The sequence below is a fragment of the Aquamicrobium sp. LC103 genome, from assembly GCF_001014615.2.
Lineage (GTDB): Bacteria > Pseudomonadota > Alphaproteobacteria > Rhizobiales > Rhizobiaceae > LBCQ02.
Genome location: NZ_LBCQ02000020.1, coordinates 26,213 through 49,262 on the forward strand (window position 1 = coordinate 26,213; position 23,050 = coordinate 49,262).

At 65.8% G+C, this 23,050-nt stretch carries 19 protein-coding genes; 14 read left to right on the forward strand and 5 right to left on the reverse strand.

Going from position 1 to position 23,050, the window contains the following annotated elements:
• Positions 1-56 precede the first annotated feature (56 nt).
• From XW59_RS28630 to XW59_RS28645, 3 genes are all read left to right on the forward strand, one after another.
• Positions 57-869, forward strand: coding sequence for a MipA/OmpV family protein (locus XW59_RS28630; protein WP_047149030.1), 813 nt, complete (start codon positions 57-59; stop codon positions 867-869).
• A gap of 250 nt (positions 870-1,119) precedes the next feature.
• A complete protein-coding gene (gene ileS / locus XW59_RS28635) occupies positions 1,120-4,062 on the forward strand; it encodes an isoleucine--tRNA ligase (protein ID WP_047149029.1) in 2,943 nt (980 codons plus the stop codon).
• A 284-nt stretch (positions 4,063-4,346) separates the two neighbouring features.
• Positions 4,347-5,012, forward strand: a complete 666-nt coding sequence (locus XW59_RS28645) for a hypothetical protein (protein WP_047149059.1) — start codon at positions 4,347-4,349, stop codon at positions 5,010-5,012.
• 12 nt (positions 5,013-5,024) lie between these two features.
• On the opposite strand, the gene XW59_RS28650 is transcribed toward XW59_RS28645, so the two are convergent.
• Positions 5,025-5,459, reverse strand: a complete 435-nt coding sequence (locus XW59_RS28650; protein WP_047149028.1) for a nucleoside deaminase — start codon at positions 5,457-5,459, stop codon at positions 5,025-5,027.
• Positions 5,460-5,554: 95 nt separating this feature from the next.
• Between XW59_RS28650 and XW59_RS28655 the strand changes: the two genes are divergently transcribed.
• From XW59_RS28655 to XW59_RS28675, 5 genes are all read left to right on the forward strand, one after another.
• A complete protein-coding gene (locus tag XW59_RS28655) occupies positions 5,555-7,153 on the forward strand; it encodes a pseudouridine synthase (protein WP_047149027.1) in 1,599 nt (532 codons plus the stop codon).
• Positions 7,154-7,155: 2 nt separating this feature from the next.
• Positions 7,156-7,710, forward strand: a complete 555-nt coding sequence (gene rsmD, locus XW59_RS28660) for a 16S rRNA (guanine(966)-N(2))-methyltransferase RsmD (RefSeq protein ID WP_047149026.1) — start codon at positions 7,156-7,158, stop codon at positions 7,708-7,710.
• Between the two features lie 173 nt (positions 7,711-7,883).
• A complete protein-coding gene (locus XW59_RS28665) occupies positions 7,884-9,191 on the forward strand; it encodes a pitrilysin family protein (protein WP_246666264.1) in 1,308 nt (435 codons plus the stop codon).
• A gap of 11 nt (positions 9,192-9,202) precedes the next feature.
• Positions 9,203-10,549 carry a pitrilysin family protein gene (locus XW59_RS28670; protein ID WP_047149058.1) on the forward strand — a complete coding sequence of 449 codons (1,347 nt, stop codon included), beginning with the start codon at positions 9,203-9,205 and terminating at the stop codon, positions 10,547-10,549.
• Positions 10,546-11,442, forward strand: a complete 897-nt coding sequence (locus XW59_RS28675; protein ID WP_082137878.1) for a patatin-like phospholipase family protein — start codon at positions 10,546-10,548, stop codon at positions 11,440-11,442. Before XW59_RS28670 ends, XW59_RS28675 begins: the two co-directional genes overlap by 4 nt.
• A gap of 14 nt (positions 11,443-11,456) precedes the next feature.
• Here the strand turns inward: XW59_RS28675 and XW59_RS28680 are convergent, their stop codons facing one another.
• Both XW59_RS28680 and XW59_RS28685 read right to left on the reverse strand, forming a co-directional pair.
• Complete coding sequence (locus tag XW59_RS28680) at positions 11,457-12,887, reverse strand: MATE family efflux transporter (RefSeq protein WP_047149024.1); 1,431 nt, start codon at positions 12,885-12,887, stop codon at positions 11,457-11,459.
• A 117-nt stretch (positions 12,888-13,004) separates the two neighbouring features.
• A complete protein-coding gene (locus tag XW59_RS28685; protein ID WP_047149056.1) occupies positions 13,005-14,834 on the reverse strand; it encodes a monovalent cation:proton antiporter-2 (CPA2) family protein in 1,830 nt (609 codons plus the stop codon).
• Positions 14,835-14,940: 106 nt separating this feature from the next.
• On the opposite strand from XW59_RS28685, the gene XW59_RS28690 reads away from it, so the two are divergent.
• The 6 genes from XW59_RS28690 to lpxK all read left to right on the forward strand — a co-directional run bounded on the left by XW59_RS28690 (position 14,941) and on the right by lpxK (position 20,655).
• Positions 14,941-16,284 (forward strand): TldD/PmbA family protein, encoded by a 1,344-nt coding sequence (locus XW59_RS28690; protein ID WP_047149055.1) that lies wholly within the window; start codon positions 14,941-14,943, stop codon positions 16,282-16,284.
• Entirely contained in the window at positions 16,277-17,068 is a 792-nt protein-coding gene (locus XW59_RS28695; protein WP_246666263.1) for a 3'(2'),5'-bisphosphate nucleotidase CysQ, read from the forward strand. The genes XW59_RS28690 and XW59_RS28695 overlap by 8 nt, the downstream gene beginning before the upstream one ends.
• A 106-nt stretch (positions 17,069-17,174) precedes the next feature.
• The gene (locus tag XW59_RS28700) at positions 17,175-17,414 is read left to right on the forward strand and encodes a DUF4170 domain-containing protein (protein ID WP_047149054.1); all 240 of its coding nucleotides are present in this window, start codon (positions 17,175-17,177) and stop codon (positions 17,412-17,414) included.
• A 75-nt stretch (positions 17,415-17,489) separates the two neighbouring features.
• Entirely contained in the window at positions 17,490-18,209 is a 720-nt protein-coding gene (locus XW59_RS28705) for a lysophospholipid acyltransferase family protein (RefSeq protein WP_136068563.1), read from the forward strand.
• Positions 18,206-19,525, forward strand: coding sequence for a lipid IV(A) 3-deoxy-D-manno-octulosonic acid transferase (waaA, locus tag XW59_RS28710; RefSeq protein ID WP_047149021.1), 1,320 nt, complete (start codon positions 18,206-18,208; stop codon positions 19,523-19,525). The genes XW59_RS28705 and waaA overlap by 4 nt, the downstream gene beginning before the upstream one ends.
• 98 nt (positions 19,526-19,623) lie before the next feature.
• Positions 19,624-20,655: a tetraacyldisaccharide 4'-kinase gene (gene lpxK / locus XW59_RS28715; protein ID WP_047149020.1), complete on the forward strand. Its 1,032-nt coding sequence runs from the start codon at positions 19,624-19,626 to the stop codon at positions 20,653-20,655.
• Between the two features lie 3 nt (positions 20,656-20,658).
• On the opposite strand, the gene XW59_RS28720 is transcribed toward lpxK, so the two are convergent.
• Positions 20,659-20,895 carry a DUF2093 domain-containing protein gene (locus tag XW59_RS28720; protein ID WP_047149019.1) on the reverse strand — a complete coding sequence of 79 codons (237 nt, stop codon included), beginning with the start codon at positions 20,893-20,895 and terminating at the stop codon, positions 20,659-20,661.
• A gap of 89 nt (positions 20,896-20,984) precedes the next feature.
• Positions 20,985-22,826: a DNA mismatch repair endonuclease MutL gene (gene mutL, locus XW59_RS28725; protein ID WP_047149018.1), complete on the reverse strand. Its 1,842-nt coding sequence runs from the start codon at positions 22,824-22,826 to the stop codon at positions 20,985-20,987.
• Positions 22,827-23,050 lie beyond the last annotated feature (224 nt).

The following is a 23,050-nucleotide window of genomic DNA, read 5'->3' on the forward strand; positions in this document are numbered from 1 at the left end:
AAAGACGGAAATCTCGGCTGCAACTTCGAATTGGTTCAGTGTGCGGGGTTTCAAACTTGTTCAGGCGACAGCTCGTCGCGCTCTTGTCGGGCGCGTGTCTTCTTGCATCCGCGTCGAACGGCCTCGCGGCCGACGGCCCGTTCGGATGGTTCTCGGGCGACTGGTATCTGAAGGTCGGCGCGGCCGGCATCCAGGCACCCAAATTCGAGGGTTCCAGCAGCAGCGCGTTCAAGGTCGCGCCGCTGGTCTCGCTCGGCAAGCACGGCAGGTCGGCGCGCTTCTCCTCGCGCAACGACAACATCTCGCTGGCGCTGATGGACACTGGCGGCTTCCGCGCCGGCATGGCGGGCAAGTTCGTGCCGCGCCGCGACGAGGACGATTCCAGCGACCTCGCCGGTCTCGACAGGGTGAAGATGGGCGCGGAAGTCGGGGGCTTCGCCGAAATCTACCCGACCGACTGGCTGCGCTTCCGCGCCGAGATGCGCCGCGGAGTAAGATCGCATAGCGGTTTGGTGACGGATGTTTCGGCCGACGCCTTCCTCGATTTCACCGAAACGATCCAGTTTTCGGGCGGCCCGCGCCTGTCCTACGCCACCAGCGACTATTTCGATGCCTATTACGGCGTGTCGTCGGGTGAATCGGCTTCGTCCGGGCTCTCGGAATATCAGCCGGGCAGCGGTGTGAAATCGATGGGGCTCGGCGGTGCCGTCACCTGGCGGGCAACCGACAAGATCAATGCGAGCGTGTTTGCCGAATATTCCCGGCTGATGGGACCGGCCGCGGATTCCAGCCTCGTGCGCGAGCGCGGGTCACGCAACCCGGTCATGGTGGGCGCGATGGCGACCTACCGCTTCGATTTCTCGATGTGACGCGTTCGGGGCAGGAACAATAGCCCCTTTATTCCTTGCCAAGGCTCCGCTAAAAGCGCGGAGCCATGAAAAAGCGCGTCCTCGACATCGCGATCACGATACGAATTACTTGCCCGGCTTTCCGGGCGGCCTGAAGGGCTGCCGGAAGGTCCGGGAAATTACGCGCGCCTTCTTCCGCGCGCCATCCGCTCGATTGATTGAAGCAACGCCCGGCGAGCGTCGTGCCCCGGGCCGATGACACGACAAGACGATGACCACATCCGAGAAGATCGACTATTCGAAAACGCTCTACCTGCCGCGGACGGAATTTCCGATGCGCGCCGGCCTGCCCGAAAAAGAGCCGCTTCTGGTGAAGCGCTGGCAGGAGATGAGCCTCTACGGGAAGCTGCGCGAGAGCGCGGCCGGCCGGCCCCTCTACGTTCTGCATGACGGCCCGCCCTATGCCAACGGCAACATCCATATCGGCCATGCGCTCAACAAGATCCTGAAGGACGTGATCACCCGCTCCTTCCAGATGCGCGGCTACGATTCCAACTACGTGCCGGGCTGGGACTGCCATGGCCTGCCGATCGAATGGAAGATCGAGGAACAGTATCGCGCCAAGGGCAAGAACAAGGACGAGGTGCCGATCAACGAATTCCGGCAGGAATGCCGCGACTTCGCCGCGCACTGGATCAAGGTGCAGACCGAGGAGTTCAAGCGGCTGGGCGTCGAGGGCGACTTCGACAATCCCTATACGACGATGAACTTCCATGCCGAGGCGCGCATCGCCGGCGAGCTGCTCAAATTCGCCATGTCCGGCCAGCTCTATCGCGGCTCCAAGCCGGTGATGTGGAGCGTGGTGGAGCGCACCGCGCTGGCCGAGGCCGAGGTCGAGTACCAGGACTACGAGTCGGACACGGTGTGGGTGAAGTTCCCTGTCGCGTCGGGATCGGAAGAGCTTGCCGGCGCGCATGTCGTCATCTGGACGACCACCCCCTGGACCATCCCGGGCAACCGCGCCGTGGCCTACTCGCCGCGCGTCTTCTACGGCCTCTATGAGGTGACGGGAGCGGAGAATGATTTCGGTCCGCAGGCCGGCGAGAAGCTGATCTTCGCCGACGCGCTCGCCGAGGAATCCTTTGCCAAGGCGAAGCTGCAGTTCAAGCGCCTGCGCGATGTTCCCGCCAGGGAACTCGCGGCGATGACGCTTGCCCATCCGCTCAAGGGACTAGCCGGCGGATACGAGTTCGCCGTGCCCCTGCTCCCCGGCGACCACGTCACCGACGATGCCGGCACGGGTTTCGTGCACACCGCTCCGGGCCACGGCCGCGAGGACTTCGACGCCTGGATGGACGGTGCCAAGGAGCTGCAGGAACGCGGCATCGACACGCGCATCCCCTTCACCGTCGACGATGCGGGCTTCTTCACCAAGGACGCGCCGGGCTTCGGGCCGGATCGCGAGGGCGGGCCTGCGCGCGTCATCGACGACAACGGCAAGAAGGGCGATGCCAACAAGGCCGTCATCGAGGCGCTGATCGCCGCTGACATGCTGTTCGCGCGTGGGCGGCTGAAGCATTCCTATCCGCACTCCTGGCGGTCGAAGAAGCCGGTCATCTTCCGCAACACGCCGCAATGGTTCGTCTATATGGACAAGGAACTGGACGGTTACGGGAAGGACGCGGCCGAAACTTCCAACGAGCCGGACACGCTCCGCACGCGCGCGCTCAAGGCCATCGACGCCACCCGCTTCGTGCCCGCCGCCGGCCAGACGCGCCTGCGCGCGATGATCGAGGACCGGCCGGACTGGGTGCTGTCGCGCCAGCGCGCCTGGGGTGTGCCGATCTGCGTCTTCGCCGACGAGAACGGCGAGGTGCTGAAGGACGAGGCCGTGAACGCCCGCATCGTCGAAGCGTTCGAGGCCGAGGGCGCCGACGCGTGGTTTGCCGAAGGCGCGCGCGAGCGCTTCCTGGGCTCCCGCGCCAACGAGCCCTGGCAGATGGTGACCGACATTCTCGATGTCTGGTTCGATTCCGGTTCCACCCATGTCTTCACGCTGGAGGACCGTCCCGACCTGAAATGGCCGGCCGACGTCTATCTCGAAGGCTCCGACCAGCATCGCGGCTGGTTCCATTCCTCGCTGCTCGAAAGCTGCGGCACGCGGGGCAGGGCGCCCTACGATGCCGTCATCACCCATGGCTTCACCATGGACGAGGACGGCCGCAAGATGTCGAAGTCGCTCGGCAACACCGTGGTGCCGCAGGACGTGATGAAGCAGTCGGGCGCCGACATACTGCGCCTTTGGGTGATGACGACCGATTATTGGGAAGACCAGCGCCTCGGCAAGAACGTGCTGCAGACCAATATCGACGCCTACCGCAAACTGAGGAACACCATCCGCTGGATGCTCGGCACGCTCGCCCATGACGAGGGCGAGGACGTGCCGGTCGCCGAGATGCCGGAACTGGAACGGCTGATGCTGCACCGGATCGCCGAGCTCGACGAACTGGTGCGCAAGGGCTACGACGCCTTCGACTTCAAGCGCGTCACCCGCGCGCTGATCGACTTCATGGTGGTCGAGCTCTCCGCTTTCTATTTCGACGTGCGCAAGGATTCGCTCTACTGCGACGCGCCGTCGAGCGGCAAGCGCAAGGCGGCGATCGTCGTCGTGCGTCGCCTCTTCGACAGCCTGGTGACCTGGCTCGCCCCGATGCTGCCCTTCACCATGGAGGAGGCGTGGCTGGAGCGCTATCCCGACGCCGTTTCGGTGCATCTGGAGCAGTTCCCGGCGGTTCCGGCCGAGTGGCGCGACGAGAAGTTGGCCGCCAAATGGCGCAAGGTTCGTCAGGTGCGCCGCGTCGTCACCGGCGCGCTCGAGATCGAGAGGCGTGAGAAGCGCATCGGCTCCTCGCTCGAGGCGGCACCCATCGTCCATGTCATGGATCCGGATCTCCGCACGGCCATCGCCGGTCTCGACATGGCGGAGATCTGCATCACCAGCGGCATCTCGATCCTCGACACGACCGCGCCGGAAGGCGCATTTACGCTCGACGAGGTGAAGGGGGTAGGCGTGGTGCCGGCGCTTGCCAGCGGCACCAAATGCGCCCGCTCATGGCGCATCACCAAGGATGTCGGTTCGGATCCGGAATTCCCGGACGTTTCGGCGCGCGACGCGGCGGCACTTCACGAACTGAAGGCGTTGGGGCGGCTCTAAAGCGCGACGCGATCTTTCAGATTCGCTGACCGCGCTTTAGGTCTTTGTTTTTACGCATGTCTTTATCCCGAAACCGGATACCACTTTCGGGAGACATGCTCTGACAGCTAAGTTGAGGGCAACGATGGCGGCCTCGTCCGTGGTCGTTGCCCTCGCAAGGCGCATGGTTTACAAGGCCATCGCGCGAATACGGAAGCATGGGCGCCATGTTGTCGCCGGATTTTTCGGCGAAATGTGGCGTGCCGGATTTTGTCACCGGTGCGAGAGGCGATTTGGACGTGAAGATGAACCGCATTCCTCATGAGGGACGTATACCCCTCGTCGCCAGCCTTTCGGCTGTGTGCCTGAGCGCGCTTCTGGCAGGCTGCATAGCCTCCCCCACCTATGGCACGGGCAAGTCGGCCAACGCACAGCTGATGGACGACGTGACGGGCATTCTCGCCATCGGCGGAAGCAAGGACAAGAAGTCGGAAATCGCCTATACGCCGCGGCCGGAACTGGTGAAGCCCGCCTCTCTCGAGGTGCTGCCCCAGCCGCAGGAGAACGTCGCCGCCGCCGGAAACCCGGCATGGCCGGAATCGCCCGAGGAGCGCCGCGCCCGCATCCGCGCCGACGCGACGGCGAACCAGGACAACCCGTTCTACGAACCCCTGGCGCGGACCGGCAACCGCAACAGTACCGGTGAGACGACCGATTTCACGCGCGACTCATCGCCTGGCGCGCAGACCATGGACGTTCGCGGCACGCGCGAGCAGTTCAATCAGCGCGTGCGCCAGAACCGCCAGGGCGACCCGAATACCCGCAGATATCTGAGCGAGCCGCCGACCGCCTATCGCAAGCCTTCCGACGCGGCGCCCGTGGGCGACGTTGGTGAGGACGAATGGCTGAAGGAGCGCAAGAACAACAGCGCTTCGGGCAAGAGCTGGCGCGACATCGTTCCCTGGCTGTGAAGCGGCGGACCTTCAGGCCTTCCGCCGCTCCCTGAAGAAGCCTCTGAGCATTTCTGAGGCCTTGACCTCGCCGATGCCGGCGTAGATTTCCGGCGCGTGATGGCAGGTCGGCTGGCTGAAATAGCGCATGCCGCTGACCACCGCGCCGCCCTTTTCGTCCGAAGCCCCGAAATAAAGACGCCTGATGCGCGCGAAGGAAATGGCGGCCGCGCACATCGGGCAGGGCTCCAGCGTCACGTAGAGATCGGCATCCACCAGCCGCTCCGTATCGAGCACGCGGCAGGCTTCGCGGATCGCCAGCATTTCGGCATGGGCGGTCGGATCCTTCATCTCGCGCGGGCGATTGCCGGCACTGGCGATCACCTTGCCGTCGCGCACGACGACGGCACCGATCGGCACCTCGCCGCGCTCCTGGGCCGCTTCCGCCTCGGCGAAGGCGATTTCCATAAAATCCGGGCGTCTCGTCCGTGTCATCCTGCTACATTTCTCTCGCAAGGGAGATTCACCTCTGATAACTAGCCGCCCGGAAAGGCAAAGGCCACATGAACGACGAACGAAAACGACCGGCACGCGGCGGCGCGGGTAAGGACAATCGCAGGGGCGAAGCGCGCGACGGCTCGAAGAAGCCGGGCTTCCGCGCCGATGGGCCGTCGCGCGCGGACAAGGGCAAGAAACCCTTCGCCAAGCGCCGCGACGATGCCGGCGAGGCGAGATCCGAGCGCAAGCCTTTCCGCAAGCGCGACGACGAGCGCAAACCATTCCGCGCGCGAGAGGAAGGCGACCGCCCTTTCCGGGAACGCGGTGAAGGAGATCGGCCGTTCCGCAAGCGTGACGGTGAAGGCAAGCCTTTCCGGTCGAGGGAGGAAGGCGCCAAGCCTTACCGCAAGCGCGAGGAAGGCGGCTCTGCCCGGGGCGAGCGGCCGGGCCGGGCCGAACGCGAGCAGTTTCGCGCCGGAGCGGGTGATCGCCCGCGCGCAAAGCCCTTCAAGCCGCGTGAGGAGGCCGCGGAAGCCGGCGAGGGCGAGCGCATCGCCAAGCGTCTGGCGCGCGCGGGCGTGGCCTCGCGCCGCGATGCCGAGGAGATGATCGCCGCCGGGCGCGTCAGCGTGAACGGCAAGGTGCTTGAATCGCCCGCCCTCAACGTCACCGCGCGCGACAGGATCGAACTCGACGGCAAGGAAATCCCGCCGATCGAGCGCACGCGGCTCTTCCTGCTCCACAAGCCTGGAGGAGTGGTCACCACGAGCCGCGATCCCGAGGGCCGCAAGACCGTTTTCGACATCTTGCCGGCCAATCTCCCGCGCCTGATGACGGTGGGTCGCCTCGACATCAACACCGAGGGTCTTCTGCTCCTGACCAATGACGGCGGGCTGGCGCGGGTCCTGGAACTGCCCGCGACCGGGTGGTTGCGGCGGTATCGTGTGCGCGTGCACGGCAAGGTGGACGAAGTGGCGCTCGCGGGCCTCAAGGACGGCATTGCGGTCGATGGCGTGTTCTACGGCTCGATCGAGGCTTCGCTCGACCGCGAGCAGGGCTCCAATGCGTGGCTCACCATCGGCCTGCGCGAGGGCAAGAACCGTGAGGTGAAGAACATCCTCGGCGCGCTCGGGCTCGACGTGACGCGGCTCATCCGCGTTTCCTTCGGACCATTCCAGCTCGGAGAGCTGGCGGAAGGCGAGGTGCGCGAACTGAAGGGGCGCTTGCTGCGCGACCAACTCGGCGACCGGCTGATCGAGGAATCGGGCGCCAATTTCGATGCGCCGATCCTGAACGAATTCTCCAACAAGCCGGTTTCGCGTCCCCGCGACGCGGCTCGCGAGGAGGAAAGAGGCGGCCAGTCGAAGGAATTTCGTCCCAACCGCAAGCGCGAGCGCGAGGAAAAGCGCGAAAACGCTCTCGACCGTCTGCAAACCAGGCCCTCGCGGGGCGGCAAGCCGTTTGGACCCGGCGCCAAGCCGGGCAAACGCGAGGAAAAGCCGTTCGAGCAACCGCGCTCGCGCACGTCGAACGTGTGGATGGCGCCCGGGGCGAAGCCCATGGGCGAGAAGAAGAAGGCGGCCGCGACGGAGCGCAACAAGGACAGGCGCTATGCTGGCAAGCCGCGGCCTACCGGTCCGCGCAAGCCGCGCGGAGAGCGCTGAGCGTGCGCATCGTCGGCGGCGAGTTTCGCGGGCGGCCTCTCGCCGCGCCGCGTTCCAGCGCGATCCGACCGACCACCGACCGTGCGCGCGAAGCCGTTTTCAACGTCATCGCCCATAATTTCGGCGGCGATCTGGAAGGCGCCCGCGTGCTCGATCTCTTCGCCGGAACGGGAGCGCTGGGGCTCGAGGCGCTGTCGCGCGGTGCCTCGCATTGCATCTTCATCGAGGAATCGGCGGAAGGCCGTGGTCTGATCCGCACCAATGTCGAGACGCTCGGCCTGCAGGGCCGCACCAAGATCTTCCGCCGCGACGCGACCGCCATAGGCGATGTCGGCACGATCGCGCCCTTTGGGCTGGTCTTCGCCGATCCGCCCTATGGCAAGGGGCTCGGCGAGCAAGCCCTAGCGGCCGCCCTTGCGGGCGGCTGGCTGATTCCGGGCGCCCTTTGCATGGTGGAGGAGGCCTCGAGCGCGCAATTCCGTCCGCCCGCCGGCTTTTCGCTGCTCGACAGCCGCGACTACGGCGATACCACGGTGACTTTCTGCAGGCTGGACTGAACATTCGTGCGATTCTGCCCGAGTTTGGCCCAGCTTCACGTACAAGTCATTGCCCGTCGTTTGCCCACGACAGCAAGCGGCGATATGTCCATTGCGTGGAGAAACAGGAAACGCGAATGCGAAGAAACTCAGGCAACGCGATCCGCTCGGCATTTGCCGCCTTCAGCCTCGTCATGATTGCCGGGCCGCAACTGGCGCAGGCGGACGAGAATCCGGTCGCGGATTTCAAGCTCGCAAACGGGCTCGAAGTCGTGGTGATTCCCGACCGGCGCGCGCCCGTCGTCACGCACATGGTGTGGTACAAGGTCGGAAGCGCGGACGAGAGACCCGGCAAATCCGGCATCGCGCATTTCTTCGAGCACCTGATGTTCAAGGGCACGCCGAAACATCCCGCCGGCGAGTTCTCCGCCCGCGTCGCGGCGGTGGGCGGCCGGGAGAACGCATTCACCTCCTACGACTACACGGCCTATTTCCAGCAGGTTGCGCCGGATCAGCTCCGCACCATGATGGAGTTCGAATCCGACCGGATGCGCAATCTCGTCCTCACCGACGAGGTGATTGAGCCGGAGCGCAACGTGATTCTGGAGGAGCGGAGCTCGCAGGTCGAGAACAGTCCCGACGCGCTTCTCGGCGAGGAGATCAACGCGACGCTCTATCAGAACCACCCCTACGGCGTGCCGATCATCGGCTGGATGCACGAGATCGAGAAGCTCAATCGCGCGGACGCGATCGAGTTCTACGATGCCTATTACGCTCCCAACAACGCCGTTCTGGTGGTCGCGGGTGACGTCGACCCCGCCGAGGTGCGGAAAATGGCCGAGGAGACCTACGGCCAGGTGGCGCGCGGTCCCGAACTGCCGCCGCGCATCCGCCCGAGCGAGCCCGAGCAGAACACCAAGCGTACCGTCACGATGCGGGATGCGCGCGTCAGCGTGCCGAATTTCTCCAAGCAATGGGTGGTGCCGTCCTACACCTCGGCCGAGCCCGGCGAGGCCGAGGCGCTCGATCTTCTGTCCGAGATCCTGGGCGGCGGCGTGCGCAGCCGCATCTATCAGGAACTGGTGGTCAAGCAGGGCATCGCCTCCTCGGCCGGGGCCTATTACCAGGGCAATTCGCTCGACGATTCGAGCTTCGCCGTCTACGGCTCGCCGCGGGGCGAGGCCACGCTGGACGAGGTCGAGAAGGCCATCGACGCGGAGGTGGCCAAGATCGCCACCGACGGCGTCAGCGAGGACGAGCTCGAAAAGGCGAAGCAACGTTTCCTGCGCAGCATGATCTTTGCCAGGGATGACCAGTCCGGAATGGCCCGCATCTACGGCTCGACGCTGACGACCGGCGGCACGGTGCGCAGCGTCCAGGAATGGCCCGACCGCATCCGCGCCGTCTCCGTCGAGCAGATTCGCGACGCCGCCCGGCGCCATCTCGATCAACGCAGGTCGGTGACCGGCTACCTGCTGCCCGAGGAAGGCGACCGGACATGAGAAGGATGGACATGAGAAACTTCGCCGCGACGCGTTTGGCCCTTCTCCTTCTGCCACTCGCTCTTTTCTCCATGCTGCTCGCGATCCCCGCGCGGGCTGCGGTCGAGATACAGGAAGTGGTCTCCGACAAGGGCATTACCGCCTGGCTGGTGGAGGACTACACGGTTCCCATCGTCACCATCCGCTTCGCCTTCGAGGGCGGCAGCACGCAGGATCCCGCCGGCAGGGAAGGCATCGCCAACCTGATGACCGGCCTCTTCGACGAGGGCGCGGGCGAGCTCGATTCCGACGCCTTCCAGGAACGCCTGGACGAGGTTGGCGCCGACATGCGCTTCAACGCGGGCAGGGATGCGATCTACGGCTCGATGCGCATGCTTGCCGAGGAGCGGGGCGCGGCATTCGAACTGCTGCAGCTCGCGGTCGACAGCCCGCGCTTCGACCAGGCGCCGGTCGACCGCATCCGCTCGCAGATCCTCACCGGCATCCTCGCCGACGAGCGCGATCCGCAATCGCAGGGGCGACAGGAATTCGCCAAGGCGCTCTATGGCGACCACCCCTATGCACGCAGGAGCGACGGCACGCCGGACACGCTGAAGGCGATCACGCTCGACGATTTGCACGCGCAGCACGACAGGCTTTTCGCGAGATCGAACCTGCATGTCGCCGTGGTGGGCGCGATCGACGCCGAGGCGCTCAAGACCGAGCTCGACCGCGTCTTCGGCAATCTGCCGGAAAAGGACGGCCGCACGCCGGTGAACGAGGCCGATCTGAAGCTCGACCAGCAGGTGGCCTACAACTACCCGCTGCCGCAGGCGAGCCTCCAGCTCGTCTATCCGGGCGTGAAGCGCGACGATCCGCAATTCTTCGCGGCCTATCTGATGAACCATATACTGGGTGGCGGCACCTTCTCCTCGCGCCTGTTCAACGAGGTCCGGGAAAAGCGCGGGCTTGCCTATGGCGTCGGTTCGGCGCTTCACAACAGCGACTATGCCTCGACGCTGGTGATCGGCACCTCGACCAGGTCGGACAGGGCGGCCGAGACCCTGGAGCTCATCCGCGCGGAGATACGCCGCATGGCCGAGGAAGGGCCGACGCCGGAGGAACTGGCCGGCGCGAAGACCTTCGTCATCGGCGCCTATCCGATCAACAATCTGGATTCGTCCTCGGCGATCGCGCGCACGCTTGTGGAGCTGCAGAAGGACGATCTCGGCATCGACTATATCGACCGCCGCGCGGATCTGATCAACGCGGTGACGCTTGACGAAGTGAAGGCCGCGGCGCAACGATTGTTGACGAGCGAGCCGGCGTCGCTGATCATCGGGCCGGAAGCGAAGTCCGAGGCCAAAGAGGCACAATGAAGACTGCTGCGGAGACTGAAACGGAAACCGGCAAGGTCCCGCAGCATTCAGGCAAATCCGCAGGCCCTACCTTCGCCGTTGCATTCGGCGGGGGCGGGGCGAGGGGCCTCGCCCACATCCATATCATCGAGACGCTGGACGAGCTCGGCATAAAGCCGGTTGCGATTTCGGGCTCCTCCATCGGCGCGTTGATGGGAGCGGGCATGGCGGCTGGGCTCTCCGGGCGCTACATCCACGACTATTCCCGAGATGTCCTCGCCCATCCGTCCGAGGTGGCAAGCCGCATGTGGCGCGCGCGCCCCGGCAGCTTCGGTGAGATGGTCGCGGGCGTCGGCTTCACGCAGTTCAATGTCGAACGCATCCTGCAATCCTTCCTGCCGCCAGAAATTCCGGCGACCTTCGAGGAACTGCAGATCCCGCTGCAGGTCACCGCGACGGATTTCTTCGCCCACAGCCAGATGGTGCTCGACAAGGGCGCGCTCCTGCCCGCGCTGGCGGCCTCGGCGGCGATCCCCGCCGTTTTCCGTCCGATAAAGCATGAAGGGCGGACACTGGTCGACGGCGGCATCTCCAATCCCGTTCCCTTCGATCTCCTGGAAAACCGCGCCGACATCGTCATCGCGATCGACGTCGTCGGCACGCCGGTCGCCACCGGCGGCAAGCTGACGTCGGTCGACCTGATGCTGGGCGCCAACCAGATCATGATGCAGTCGATAATCGCCCTGAAGCTTCAGCGGAGCCGTCCGCAGATCATGCTGCGCCCGCGCGTCTCGCGCTTCCGGGTGCTGGATTTCCTGAAGGTCGAGCACGTTCTTTCGGAGACGGTTTCCGTCAAGGATGAACTGAAGCAGGCGATCGACGCGGCGGTCGAACGGGTCGAAATCAACGACTGATCCCCGCGAAGCTTCTATGAAAGCGTCGCGGCCTTTCCCGTCGAGAACGGCGAATTGGCCGAAGGCGGTGGCGCCGGCACGTCGAGATCGGCCGGCGGCTTGCCGTCTCCGATCTTCGCCACGACGCGGAATGCGACCACCGCGGCCGCCACGCCGAAGATCACCGCGCCCAGCCCCCAACCGGCGATGACGCCCTTGGCGCCGTAATAATGCGCGCCGACCCAGACCAGCGGGATCACGCCCAGCGTCGAGCGGCCCCAGTTGAACACCGTCGCGTAGGTCGGGAAGCCGAGATTGTTGAAGGCTGCGTTGGCGACGAACAGCGCTCCGTTGAAGAGGAAGCTGCCGGCGGCGAACAGGCAGAAGAAAATGACCAGTTCGCGCGCGTCGCCGGTGGTGCCGAAGATGGAGGCGATCTGACCGGCGAAGATCGCGAGCAGCAGCCAGACCACGATCACGTAGGCGACCGTGAATATCAGGCTGTCGCGCAGCGTGTCCGTCAGCCTGTCGTAGCGCCGCGCACCGTAGTTCTGGCCAAGGATCGGTCCGACCGCGCCGGAAAGCGCGAAGATGACGCCGAAGGCGACCGGGATCAGCCGGCCGATGATCGCCCAGCCCGCCACCGCGCCGTCGCCGAAGCGGGCGATCTCGACGGTGACGTAGGTGTTGCCGACGGGTGTGGCGACCTGCGTCAGCACGGCGGGGATGCCTATGGCGAAGAACGGGCGGGTGGAGGCCGAAAGGCTTTGCCAGGTGGGAAGCTTGACGAGCTTGTGAACGACGATCGCGCCGTGCAGGCCGACCGCGAGCAGCAGGAAGCGCGAAAGCACGGTTGCGATCGCCGCGCCATCGAGACCGAGCCCGAAGCCGAAAATGAGGATCGGATCGAGGATGGCGGTGGCGATGCCGCCGACCAGCGTCACCATCATCGAGCGCCGCGCGTCGCCGGCGCCGCGCATGATGCCGGTGGTGCACATGCCGAGCGCGATGATCGGCGTCGAGGGAAGCACGATCTGCAGGAAGCGCGTCGCCAGTTCGCGCGTCGCGCCGGTGGCGCCGATCAGGCCGAGCAACTGACTTATGAACGGCCATGCCGCGGCCGCGAGCGCGGTGGTGGAAAGTCCGACGAAGAGCATGGAGGCGCCGCCCATGCGCGCCGCCTCCTCGCGGTCGCGCCGCCCGAGGGCGCGCGCGACCAGGGCGGAGGTGGCGATGGTCAGGCCGATGGCGAGCGAGACGGTGAAGAAGAGCAGCGTTCCCGCGAAGCCGATCGCGGCGGCGAGCTCCTCTATGCCCAGCAGCGAGATGTAGAAGAGGTTCAATGCGTCGACGATGAAGACGGCGATGAGGCCGATCGAACCGGTCGCGGTCATCACCACGACGTGGCGCATGGTCGAGCCGGTGACGAATTTTGCGTGCTCGCCCGTCTTGGCCGCCGTGCTCACCGGGGGAAGACCTCCAAGGAGGCAAGGCTCCCGGGTTCCGGGGCGTTGCCGAAAGGACGGCGGCCGGGAAAAGCGGGAAGGAGGGAAGCCATGTGATCTCTCATGGATGGTGGAATCTCAAGCGGCGTTGCCACCCTCTTCTTCCGCCAGCTTCTTGTCCAGCCTGCGCCCTTCGCGCAACGGCTTGGAGAGCGGTTCCGGCGTCGCCGGAGCAAATCCGGGGTGACGACCATCGGTATTCAACTTGCCCGACGCCTGCAACGCCAATCTCTCCTCGTCGCGCTCGCGCACGTCGTCGGCGATCTCCTCCGCCTGCTCGGCCGCAATGCCCGTTTCCTCCAACGTCCGCCGTCCGAACGTCAGCGCCGATTCCAGCGTCTCCCTGATCTCGTATTCCACGTCGTGGGCGCGCAGGCTCAGCGAGTGGTTGCGGTCGTAGGAGCGTACGAAGAGCTTGACGTCGGGGAATTCCGACTGGATCAGCGAGACGATCTGGTCCGTCATTTCCCGGCCCCTGGTACAGACCGCGACGATCTTGGCGCGCCTGATGCCGGCTGCCTCCAGCACGTCCTTGCGCCGCCCGTCGCCGAAATAGATGCGGAAGCCGAACTTCTCCACCGCCCGCACGCGCTTTGCCGAATGGTCGATGACGGTGACTTCCGAGCCGCCGGACAGAAGCACCTGCGAGGCGATCTGGCCGAAGCGGGAAAAGCCGATCATGAGAATGTCCGATCCCGCCCCGTCGAACGTCTCCTCGATCTCGTCGGGCTCCTCGCCGCGGACGAAGAGGGGTGCGAGCCGAACCGATATCGGGGTCAGCGCCATGGTCACGGTGACGATGGCGATGAGCAGCGAGGCGGTCGAGGCGGAGAATATCGCCGCCGATGCGGCGACCGAGAAGAGCACGAAGGCGAACTCGCCGCCCTGCGGCAGCACCAGCGCGACGCGAACGGCGTCGTCGTGGGCGGCACCGTGGAGCCGGCAGAGCGCATAGGCGAGGACCGCCTTGATGCCCATCAGAAGCGGCACGACGGCAAGGATGCTCACCCAGTGCTCGCGGATCACCGCGATGTCGAGCGAGAGCCCCACCGCCATGAAGAAGAGCGCCAGCAATATGCCGCGAAACGGCTCGATATTGGCTTCCAGCTCATGGCGGAAGGAGGATTCGGCAAGCATCACGCCCGCCACGAAGGCGCCGAGCGCCATCGACAGCCCAGCCGCCTGCATGAGAAGCGCGGAGCCGAGCACGACGAAGAGGGCCGCGGCGATCATCGCCTCCTTGGCGCCGGTGTTCGCGATGACGCGAAAGAGCGGATTGAGCAGATAGCGTCCGGCGACCAGCAGGAACGCGATGCAGGAGAGCGAAACAAGGAACTGTGCGCCGCTGACGGAATGGACGCCGTGTCCTCCCGGCGACAACAGCGGCAGGATGGCCAGGAATGGGGCGATGGCGAGATCCTGGAGAAGCAGGATCGAAAATGCCATCTGCCCGTGCTTGCGATTGACCGCGCCCTCGTCCTCCAGGCACTGCATGGCAAAGGCGGTGGAGGAGAGCGCCAGGCCGAAGCCGATGACCAGGCTGGCATCCAGCGCGAACTCGGTGAGGAGCACGACGAGCAGGCTCAACACCGTGCCGGTGACCAGCACTTGCGCGGCGCCGAGGCCGAATATCGCCCGGCGCATTGCCCAGAGCCGTGACGGCTTGAGCTCCAGTCCGATGATGAAGAGCAGCAGCACGACGCCGAACTCGCCGAGATTGAGGATGTCCTCGCCGCCGGTGATCAGCCGCGCCACCGGACCCATCGCGATGCCGGCGACGAGGTAGCCGAGGATCGTGCCGAGCCCGGCCTTCTTGAAGATCGGCGCGGCGACGACGGCGCCACCCAAAAGCAGCAGCGCGTGAATGTAAAAGGTGGAGCTTTCCACGCCAATCAGCCTTTCTTCCATGATCATGCGGCAATGCCAGCCATTGCACATGGAAGCCTGGAACAATAGATGGTGCAATGAAAGCCCACGGTTCTCGCCCTTCGTCGAACCAGTTCAGGACCATTTCATGACCGAAAAGCTCGATAGGAACGGACTTGCCGATGTCGTCGCCTCGCTGGTGGAGGCCGCGAAGTCGGCGGGCGCCGATGCCGCCGACGCCGTCGCCATTCGCGCGCGTTCGACGAGCGTGTCGGTGCGGCTCGGCAAGGTCGAGGCGACGGAGGCGTCGGAAAGCGACGACATTTCGCTGCGCGTCTTCGTCGGCCGGCGGGTCGCGAGCGTCTCGGCGGCAGCCGGCGCGGACCGCAAGGCATTGGCCGAGCGCGCGGTCGCGATGGCGCGGGTGTCGCCGGAGGATCCCTATCAGGGCCTCGCCGATCCCGCGCTGCTGGCGAAGGAGATCAAGGATCTCGACCTGTTTGACGGAACCGAGACCGGTGCCGACCGGCTGCGGGAGGATGCGCTTGCCGCGGAAGAGGCGGCTTTGGCGGTCGCGGGCGTCACCAATTCCGGCGGTTCGGGTGCTGGCGCCGGCATGGGCGGCCTCGTGCTTGCGACCTCGCAAGGCTTCGTCGGTCACTATCAGGCGTCGCGCTTCTCGCGCTCCGTCAGCGTGGTGGCGGGCGAGGGCACGGCGATGGAACGCGACTACGAATCGTCTTCCAGGCTTCATTTCGCCGATCTCGACGCGCCGACGGAAATCGGCCGAAAGGCCGGCGAGCGGGCGGTGCGCCGGCTCGGCGCCCGCAAGGCCCGGACCGGTCCCGTCGACATTATCTGCGATCCGCGTGTGGCACGTGGCATTGCCGGGCATCTCGCCGGCGCCATCAACGGCGCTTCGGTCGCCCGCAAGACCAGCTTCCTGCGCGACATGATGGGCAAGCAGGTCGCCTCCGCCTCCATCACCGTCACCGACGATCCGCTGCGGCTGCGCGGCTCGTCCTCGCGCCCGTTCGACGGCGAGGGCGTGGAAGGCACGGCGCTCGTCATGGTCGACAAGGGTGTGCTCGGCCATTGGTTTCTGTCGACCTCCGCCGCCCGCGAACTCGGGCTGGAGACGAACGGGCGCGGCGCGCGGGCCGCCTCCTCGGTTTCGCCGTCCTCGACCAATCTGGCGATAGAGCCAGGCGAGCGGAGCCCCGAAGAACTGATCCGTTCGCTGAAGACCGGCTTCTACATCACCGAGGTATTCGGCCAGGGCGTCGACATGGTGACCGGTGAATATTCGCGCGGCGCGTCGGGTTTCTGGATCGAGAACGGCGGGCTCGCCTATCCGGTCTCCGAAGTGACGATCGCGGCCAACCTCAAGGACATGTTCCGCAACATGACGCCCGCCAACGACCTCGATCGGAACTTCGGCACGGCCGCTCCGACATTGCTCATCGAAGGGATGACCCTTGCCGGTGAGTGACGCGACTGCCGGGAACCTTGCGGGCGAACTCGCGCTGATCCGCGACGCGGCGCGCGAGGCCGGCGACATCGCCATGCGCTATTTCCGCAAGGATCCGGACGTATGGATGAAGGAGGGCAGCTCGCCTGTGAGCGAGGCCGACATGGCGGTCGACCGCTTCCTGCGCGAAACGTTGCTGCGGGCGCGGCCGGACTATGGCTGGCTCTCGGAGGAAACCGTCGACGACAAGAAGCGGTTGGAGGCGCGGCGCACCTTCGTCGTCGATCCGATCGACGGCACTCGCGCCTTCATCGCCGGAAACAGCACATGGTGCGTCTCGATCGCCGTGGTGGAGGACGGCGCCTCGCTCGTCGGCGTGCTCGATTGCCCGGCGAAGCAGGAAGTCTATCTGGCCATGTCCGGTGGACCGGCGACCAGGAACGGCGTGACGCTCGCGGTCAATCCGCCGCATGCGCGGCCGGTGATCGGCGGCCCGAAGCAGTTTCTCGATCGCGCCCCCGCTCATATTCGCGGGCCGACGCTTCCCTATGTGCCTTCGCTCGCCTACAGGATCGCAATGGTGGCGGGCGGCGAGATCGACGCGACCTTCATAAAGCCCAATTCTCACGATTGGGATCTCGCCGCTGCCGATCTCATCCTGCGCCGTGCGGGCGGGACGGTCCTGGATCCAAGCGGACAGCCGCCCCGTTATGCCGGGCCGGAGCCCCGCCACGGAGCCTTGGTTGCCGGCAGCGGCAGGCTCGTACGCGAGATGGCGGAGATCGTCGCCGGTTTCGACACATGATTTGTTCACGCGGCGGTTTCAAATCGTAACGAATTGATTTAAACGGAAATTCATCTCAAGCGGCTGTTTGCCGCCAATCGCGCTCCTCAAAGCATGTGAAACGACGATGGCAGAAGAAGACGGAAAAAAGCAGCTCCTGCATCTGGTTTTCGGCGGGGAATTGACGTCCCTGTCTGGCGGGGTCGAGTTTCGCGATCTGGGAAGCCTCGATCTCGTGGGCATTTATCCCGATTACAAATCGGCCGAGGCCGCATGGCGGGCGAAGGCGCAGGAGACCGTCGACAACGCGCATATGCGCTATTTCGTCGTCCATCTCCATCGCCTGCTCGATCCGGACGCCAAATAAAAAGAGCAGATGAAAAAAGAGGCTATTTCCCCACTGCCTGACGTCACAGCGGATAGGCGCAAGAAGCCGCGTCTCATGAAAACCGTCTGGAAGAAGGTGCGGGAGCCGCTCGCGCAGTCGACCCTGGCCAAGAAAGCCCTGGTCAATCTGATCGCGCTGGCGATGAAGTTCATCGACCGAACCAATCCGCGCGTCGCGGGGTCGCACGACCCCGAACCTGTGCTCAAGGCCATGACGCCGGCGATCGCCGCGCTCTGGCACGGCCAGCACCTGCTCGCACCCGCGATGAAGCCGCGCGACCTCAAGATCGTGGCGATGTTCTCGCGCAGCGCCGATGCCGAGCTGAACGCGCTGGTGGCAGAGAAGATGGGTTTCGGCGTCGTCCGCGGCTCGGGCGGCCGGGAGAGCTCCAGGGGCATCGACAAGGGCGGGGCGCGTGCGCTGATCGCGCTCAAGAAGACGCTCGACAGCGGCATGAACGTCGCGATGATCGCCGACATTCCACACGGCACGCCGCGCCAGGCGGGCCTCGGCATTGTCACTCTGGCCAAGCTTTCCGGCCGGCCGATCGTGCCGATGGCGGTGACGACCTCGCGCCGCAAGGTGCTGGAGAGGAGCTGGGACAAGACCACCATCAACCTGCCTTTCGGCCGCAGCGCGCTGATCGTCGGCGAACCCGTCCATGTTCCGTCCGACGCCGACGAGAAGCTGATGGAGGAAAAGCGCCGCGAGGTGACCGCCGCGCTCAACGCGGCGACGGCGCGCGCCTACCAGCTTGTCGGCGGTGCCCGATGAGCGAGCGCTGGGCCCGCGCGATCCTGACCACCTACCGCTGGGGCGGAGCCGCCGTCTACCCGTTGGTCGGCGGCTACGTCGCCTGGCGCGCCAGCAAGGGCAAGGAGGACCGCGCCCGCCGCCGCGAGCGCTACGGGCAGGCGGGACGTCCCAGGCCCGAAGGCCCGCTGGTGTGGATGCATGCGGCGAGCGTCGGCGAGACCACCGCCGTCGTGCCTCTGATCGAGCATATTCTCGGTTACGGCGTGAACGTCGTTCTGACCACCGGGACCGTAACCTCGGCCCAGGTGGCCAAGGAGCGCATCGGCGAGCGCGTCATACATCAATATGTGCCGCTCGACTTGAAGCCTGCCATCAGCCGCTTCCTCAACCATTGGAAGCCGGACCTCGCGATCATGGCCGAATCCGAGATCTGGCCGATGACGATCCTCGAACTGGGCAGGCGGCGCGTGCCGCAGGTGCTCGTCAACGGCCGCCTGTCGGACAATTCCTTCGCGGCCTGGACGAAGCGCTCCTATCTGGCCGAAGCGCTGTTCGAGAACCTCGCCCATGTCGTGGCCCAGTCGGAGACCGACGCGGAGCGCTTCCGCGCGCTCGGCGCCCGGCCGGTGACCGTATCCGGCAATCTCAAGGTGGATACCGTGCCGCCGCCGGTCGACGGGGCGGAACTGGAAAGGCTTCGAGACCAGATCGGACAGCGTCCCACCTGGGCGGCGATCTCCACCCATGAAGGCGAGGAGACGGTGGCGGCCGAGGTTCACAAGCTGCTTGGCAAGCGCCACCCGAACATCCTCACCATCATCGTGCCGCGCCACCCCGAACGCGCGGGCGCGATCGCGGAGAGCTGCGCCGCGCTCGGCCTCAACGTCGCGCGGCGCACCCTCGGCGACAAGATTTCTCCCAACACTCACATTTTCCTCGGCGATACGATCGGCGAAATGGGGCTTTATCTCCGTCTGACCGAGGTCGCCTTCGTCGGACGTTCGCTGACCGGGGAGGGAGGGCAAAATCCGCTGGAGCCGGCGATGCTGGACACGGCCGTGCTTGCCGGCCGCAACGTGCAGAATTTCCGCGAATCCTACCAGAAGCTGATTGCCAGCGGCGGTGCGAAATTCGTGCGTGATCGCGACATGCTGGCCGGCGCGGTCAACTATCTCCTGAACAATGACAAGGTGCGCCACGAGATGATGTCGGCCGGCAGGGCGACGGTCGAGGACATGCGCGGCGCGCTTTCCAAGACACTGCAGGCGCTGGAGCCGTTCATCCAGCCCCTCATCGTCAAGTCGCGTCTGGAAAACGGCAATGGACACGGATAGGCCTCGTCGATGCCGAGGTGAGCCGGCGTCGGGTGGCAATGTCGCGTTTCGCAGGTTATTAAGGCCTATCGTAACCGCACGTCGAATTGTCCGGACGCATGGTCAGTGAAGCTCCTCCGTTCTGGTGGCAACCTGCCGACTGGCGCGCCCTCGCTCTCTACCCATTCTCGACCGTCTACGGGATGGTGGCCCGCCGCCGTCTCCTGACCGCGCGGCGCGAGAAGATCGACCTGCCGGTGCTGTGCGTCGGCAACCTCACGGTCGGCGGTTCCGGCAAGACCCCGGTCGCGATCGCGCTGGCGCGGGAGGCGCAGGCGATGGGCTTCAGGCCCGGTTTTTTATCGCGCGGCCATGGCGGCAGCCTCACGCACCCGCATATCGTCGATGCCGGACACGACATCGCCCGTCATGTCGGCGACGAGCCCTTGCTGCTGGCGCGTCAGGCACCGGTGGCGGTGACGCCGGACCGCATCGCCGGCGCGCATCTGCTTGCGCGCGAGGGCTGCGACTTCATCATCATGGATGACGGCTTCCAGAGCGCGCGCGTCCACATCGACTATGCGCTGATCGTCGTCGACGCGCGGCGCGGCATCGGCAACGGCCACACCATACCGGGCGGCCCGATGCGTGCCACGCTGGTCGACCAGATGCGCTATGCCGACGCCCTCCTGAAGATGGGCGAGGGTGACGCGGCAGACCTCGTCATCCGCTATGCCGCGCGCGCCGGCAGGCCGATCTTCGAGGCCTCGGCGCGTCCGCATTCGCCGGCGGGCATAGCCGGCAGGGATTGCCTCGCCTTTGCCGGCATTGGCGAGCCGGAGAAATTCTTCGACACCGTGTCGGCGGTCGGCGGCAGGCTGGCGGTGACGAAGAGCTTCGCCGACCACCACTATTATTCCGAGGAGGATATCGACGATCTGGCGGCGACGGCGGACGCGAAAAGCCTGCAACTGGTGACGACCGCCAAGGACGCGGTGCGGCTCGACCACGGCTCGCCGAAGATCGACGCCTTCAGGAAACGGCTCGAGGTGATCGAGATCGACGCGGTCTTCGAGCCGGAGACGAGCCCGCATACCATCATCGGACAGACCATCGAAGCCTTCAGGCGCCGCAGCGTCGAGGCGCGTTAGGGATCAGGGACGACCGCGGCGGCGCAGATCCGGATTGACGTCGATCTCGCGCTGCAACGAGACGGCGGCGCTGACATAGGGCTCCTGCCGTGCGACGCTCCAATATTTCAGCTCGTCGAGCGGGATGGACTCGCCGGTGATGGCGCAGCGCACGAACGAACCCGGCGTCATGACCTGAAAATCGCCGTCCAGGTAGCGGATGCGCGCTTCCTTCGAGCCGGGTCCTTCAAAGCGGTTCATGCTTCCTGCCTTTCGTTGCGACGGTTCCGCCACAAAACCGCGGTGAGGTCAAGCGGCCTGTTCGGAGGGTGCCGCCGCAGATAGGTATTCTACCTTCGGCCGAAAAGACGCTCGATATCGGCAAGCTTGAGCTCGACATAGGTGGGACGGCCGTGATTGCAGGTGCCGGAGCCGGGCGTCGCCTCCATCTGGCGCAAAAGCGCGTTCATTTCCTCCGGGCGCAGCCGCCGTCCCGAACGCACCGAGCCATGGCAGGCCATGGTGGCGGCGATCCTCTCCAGCCTTTCCTTCAGCGTGTCGGACGTGTCGTTTTCAGCGATCTCGTCGGCAAGGTCGCGCACGAGCTGGGCCGCGTCCGTCTCGCCGAGCATCGCGGGCGTCTCGCGTATGGCGATCGCGCCGGGGCCGAAACGCTCCAACCCGAGGCCGAAGCGCTTCAACAGATCCGCATGCGAGGCGACGCGGGCCGCGTCCTCCTCCGGCAGGTCGACGATCTCCGGCAGAAGCAGCATCTGCGAGGGAACCGCGCGCGAATGCAGCGCCTGTTTCAGCGCCTCGTAGACCAGCCGCTCGTGCGCGGCGTGCTGGTCGACGATGACGAGCGCATCCTCGGTCTGCGCCACGATGTAATTCTCGTGGACCTGGGCGCGGGCCGCGCCCAGCGGCCGTTGCATGAGTTCCGGCGGTGCGGATGCGAATGCCGCGCGTGCGTCGGCGGAAGGCGACCCGGTCTCGAAGACCGCCTGCGCGGCTTCGGCGAAGCCCATGTCGAGCGGCCGGTGGAAGGAGGAAGCCGCATCGAAGGAGGCGGGTTGGGTGCTGTAGGAGACGTGGCTCGAAGCCGCCCGGTATTCGTTGCCGCCGGCATGTGCGTTGCCGGCGCCGCCGGGCCGGAATGCATCCATCATCGCCGACGCGCCGGCGGTGGAGGAGCGGATGCCGGCGCGCGCCAGCGCCTCGCGGATGGAACCGACGATCAGCCCGCGCACCAGGCCGGGATCGCGGAAGCGCACGTCCGCCTTGGCCGGATGGACGTTGACGTCGACCAGAGCCGGGTCGAGCTCGATGAAGAGCACGGTGACGGCATGCCGGTCGCGCGGCAGGACGTCGGCATAGGCGCCCCTTATCGCGCCGGCGAGCATCTTGTCGCGCACCGGCCGGCCGTTGACATAGGCGAATTGGTGGAGCGAATTTGCCCGCGTGTAGGAAGGAATGGAGACATGGCCGGCAAGCCGCACGCCGCCGCGCCAGGCGTCGATCTCAAGCGAATTCTCGGTGAACTCCCTGCCGATCACCTGCGCGATGCGGGAAAGGCGCCCCTCCGGCGTATCCGCACAGGCGGGAAAATCGATGGTCGAGCGGTCGCTGCCCGAAAGCACGAATCGCACCGCCGGAAACGCGATCGCGACGCGCTTGACCATTTCGGCGATCGCGGTTGTCTCCGCCCGCTCGCCCTTCATGAACTTCAGGCGGGCGGGGGTGGCGAAGAACAGGTCCCGCACCTCGACCAGCGTGCCGCGATTGGCCGCGACCGGGCGCGCCGGCGCGACCTTGCCGCCCTCGACGGCGATCTCGGCGCCGTTTTCCGCGGTGGCCGTGCGCGAACGGATCGAGAGCTTGGCGACCGAACCGATCGAAGGCAGCGCCTCGCCGCGGAAACCGAGCGAGCGGATGTCGTGGATGTCGTCGGCGAGCTTGGAGGTGCAATGCCGGCCGATGGCGAGCGGCAGTTCCTCCGGCGCGATGCCCGAGCCGTCGTCGATGACGCGGATCAGCCCCAGACCGCCGCCGGCGGTGGCGATCTCGACTTTTTTCGCGCCGGCGTCGAGCGCGTTTTCCACCAGCTCCTTGACGACGCTGGCGGGACGTTCGATGACCTCGCCCGCGGCGATCTGGTTGATGACTGTTTCGGAAAGCTGGCGTATCTGCATGGGGGGCACCTTATGCGGATTCGGCTTTCGCGCGAAGCTGTGGCAAAAGCCTTTTGCCCTGACCGGCGATCCACGCTAAGCTGATATTTCAAGCTTCAAATAATTCGGGAACCTCCATGACGATTCAACCACCCAAGCACGACACCTTCGCCTTTTCCTGGTCTGATCCGTTTTTGCTTGAGGATCAGCTTGATGAGGATGAGCGTCTGATGCGGGATGCGGCC

What these genes read in the sequence shown, in the direction of transcription:
- XW59_RS28720 (WP_047149019.1), bottom strand. Translation starts at nt 20,895, where the DNA reads ATGAACCGCTTTGAAGGACCCGGCTCGAAGGAAGCGCGCATCCGCTAC.
- XW59_RS28705 (WP_136068563.1), top strand. Translation starts at nt 17,490, where the DNA reads ATGAAAACCGTCTGGAAGAAGGTGCGGGAGCCGCTCGCGCAGTCGACC.
- XW59_RS28665 (WP_246666264.1), top strand. Translation starts at nt 7,884, where the DNA reads ATGATTGCCGGGCCGCAACTGGCGCAGGCGGACGAGAATCCGGTCGCG.
- XW59_RS28650 (WP_047149028.1), bottom strand. Translation starts at nt 5,459, where the DNA reads ATGGAAATCGCCTTCGCCGAGGCGGAAGCGGCCCAGGAGCGCGGCGAG.
- XW59_RS28700 (WP_047149054.1), top strand. Translation starts at nt 17,175, where the DNA reads ATGGCAGAAGAAGACGGAAAAAAGCAGCTCCTGCATCTGGTTTTCGGC.
- XW59_RS28670 (WP_047149058.1), top strand. Translation starts at nt 9,203, where the DNA reads ATGAGAAACTTCGCCGCGACGCGTTTGGCCCTTCTCCTTCTGCCACTC.
- XW59_RS28685 (WP_047149056.1), bottom strand. Translation starts at nt 14,834, where the DNA reads ATGGAAGAAAGGCTGATTGGCGTGGAAAGCTCCACCTTTTACATTCAC.
- waaA (WP_047149021.1), top strand. Translation starts at nt 18,206, where the DNA reads ATGAGCGAGCGCTGGGCCCGCGCGATCCTGACCACCTACCGCTGGGGC.
- XW59_RS28690 (WP_047149055.1), top strand. Translation starts at nt 14,941, where the DNA reads ATGACCGAAAAGCTCGATAGGAACGGACTTGCCGATGTCGTCGCCTCG.
- XW59_RS28655 (WP_047149027.1), top strand. Translation starts at nt 5,555, where the DNA reads ATGAACGACGAACGAAAACGACCGGCACGCGGCGGCGCGGGTAAGGAC.
- lpxK (WP_047149020.1), top strand. Translation starts at nt 19,624, where the DNA reads ATGGTCAGTGAAGCTCCTCCGTTCTGGTGGCAACCTGCCGACTGGCGC.
- XW59_RS28645 (WP_047149059.1), top strand. Translation starts at nt 4,347, where the DNA reads ATGAACCGCATTCCTCATGAGGGACGTATACCCCTCGTCGCCAGCCTT.
- mutL (WP_047149018.1), bottom strand. Translation starts at nt 22,826, where the DNA reads ATGCAGATACGCCAGCTTTCCGAAACAGTCATCAACCAGATCGCCGCG.
- ileS (WP_047149029.1), top strand. Translation starts at nt 1,120, where the DNA reads ATGACCACATCCGAGAAGATCGACTATTCGAAAACGCTCTACCTGCCG.
- XW59_RS28675 (WP_082137878.1), top strand. Translation starts at nt 10,546, where the DNA reads ATGAAGACTGCTGCGGAGACTGAAACGGAAACCGGCAAGGTCCCGCAG.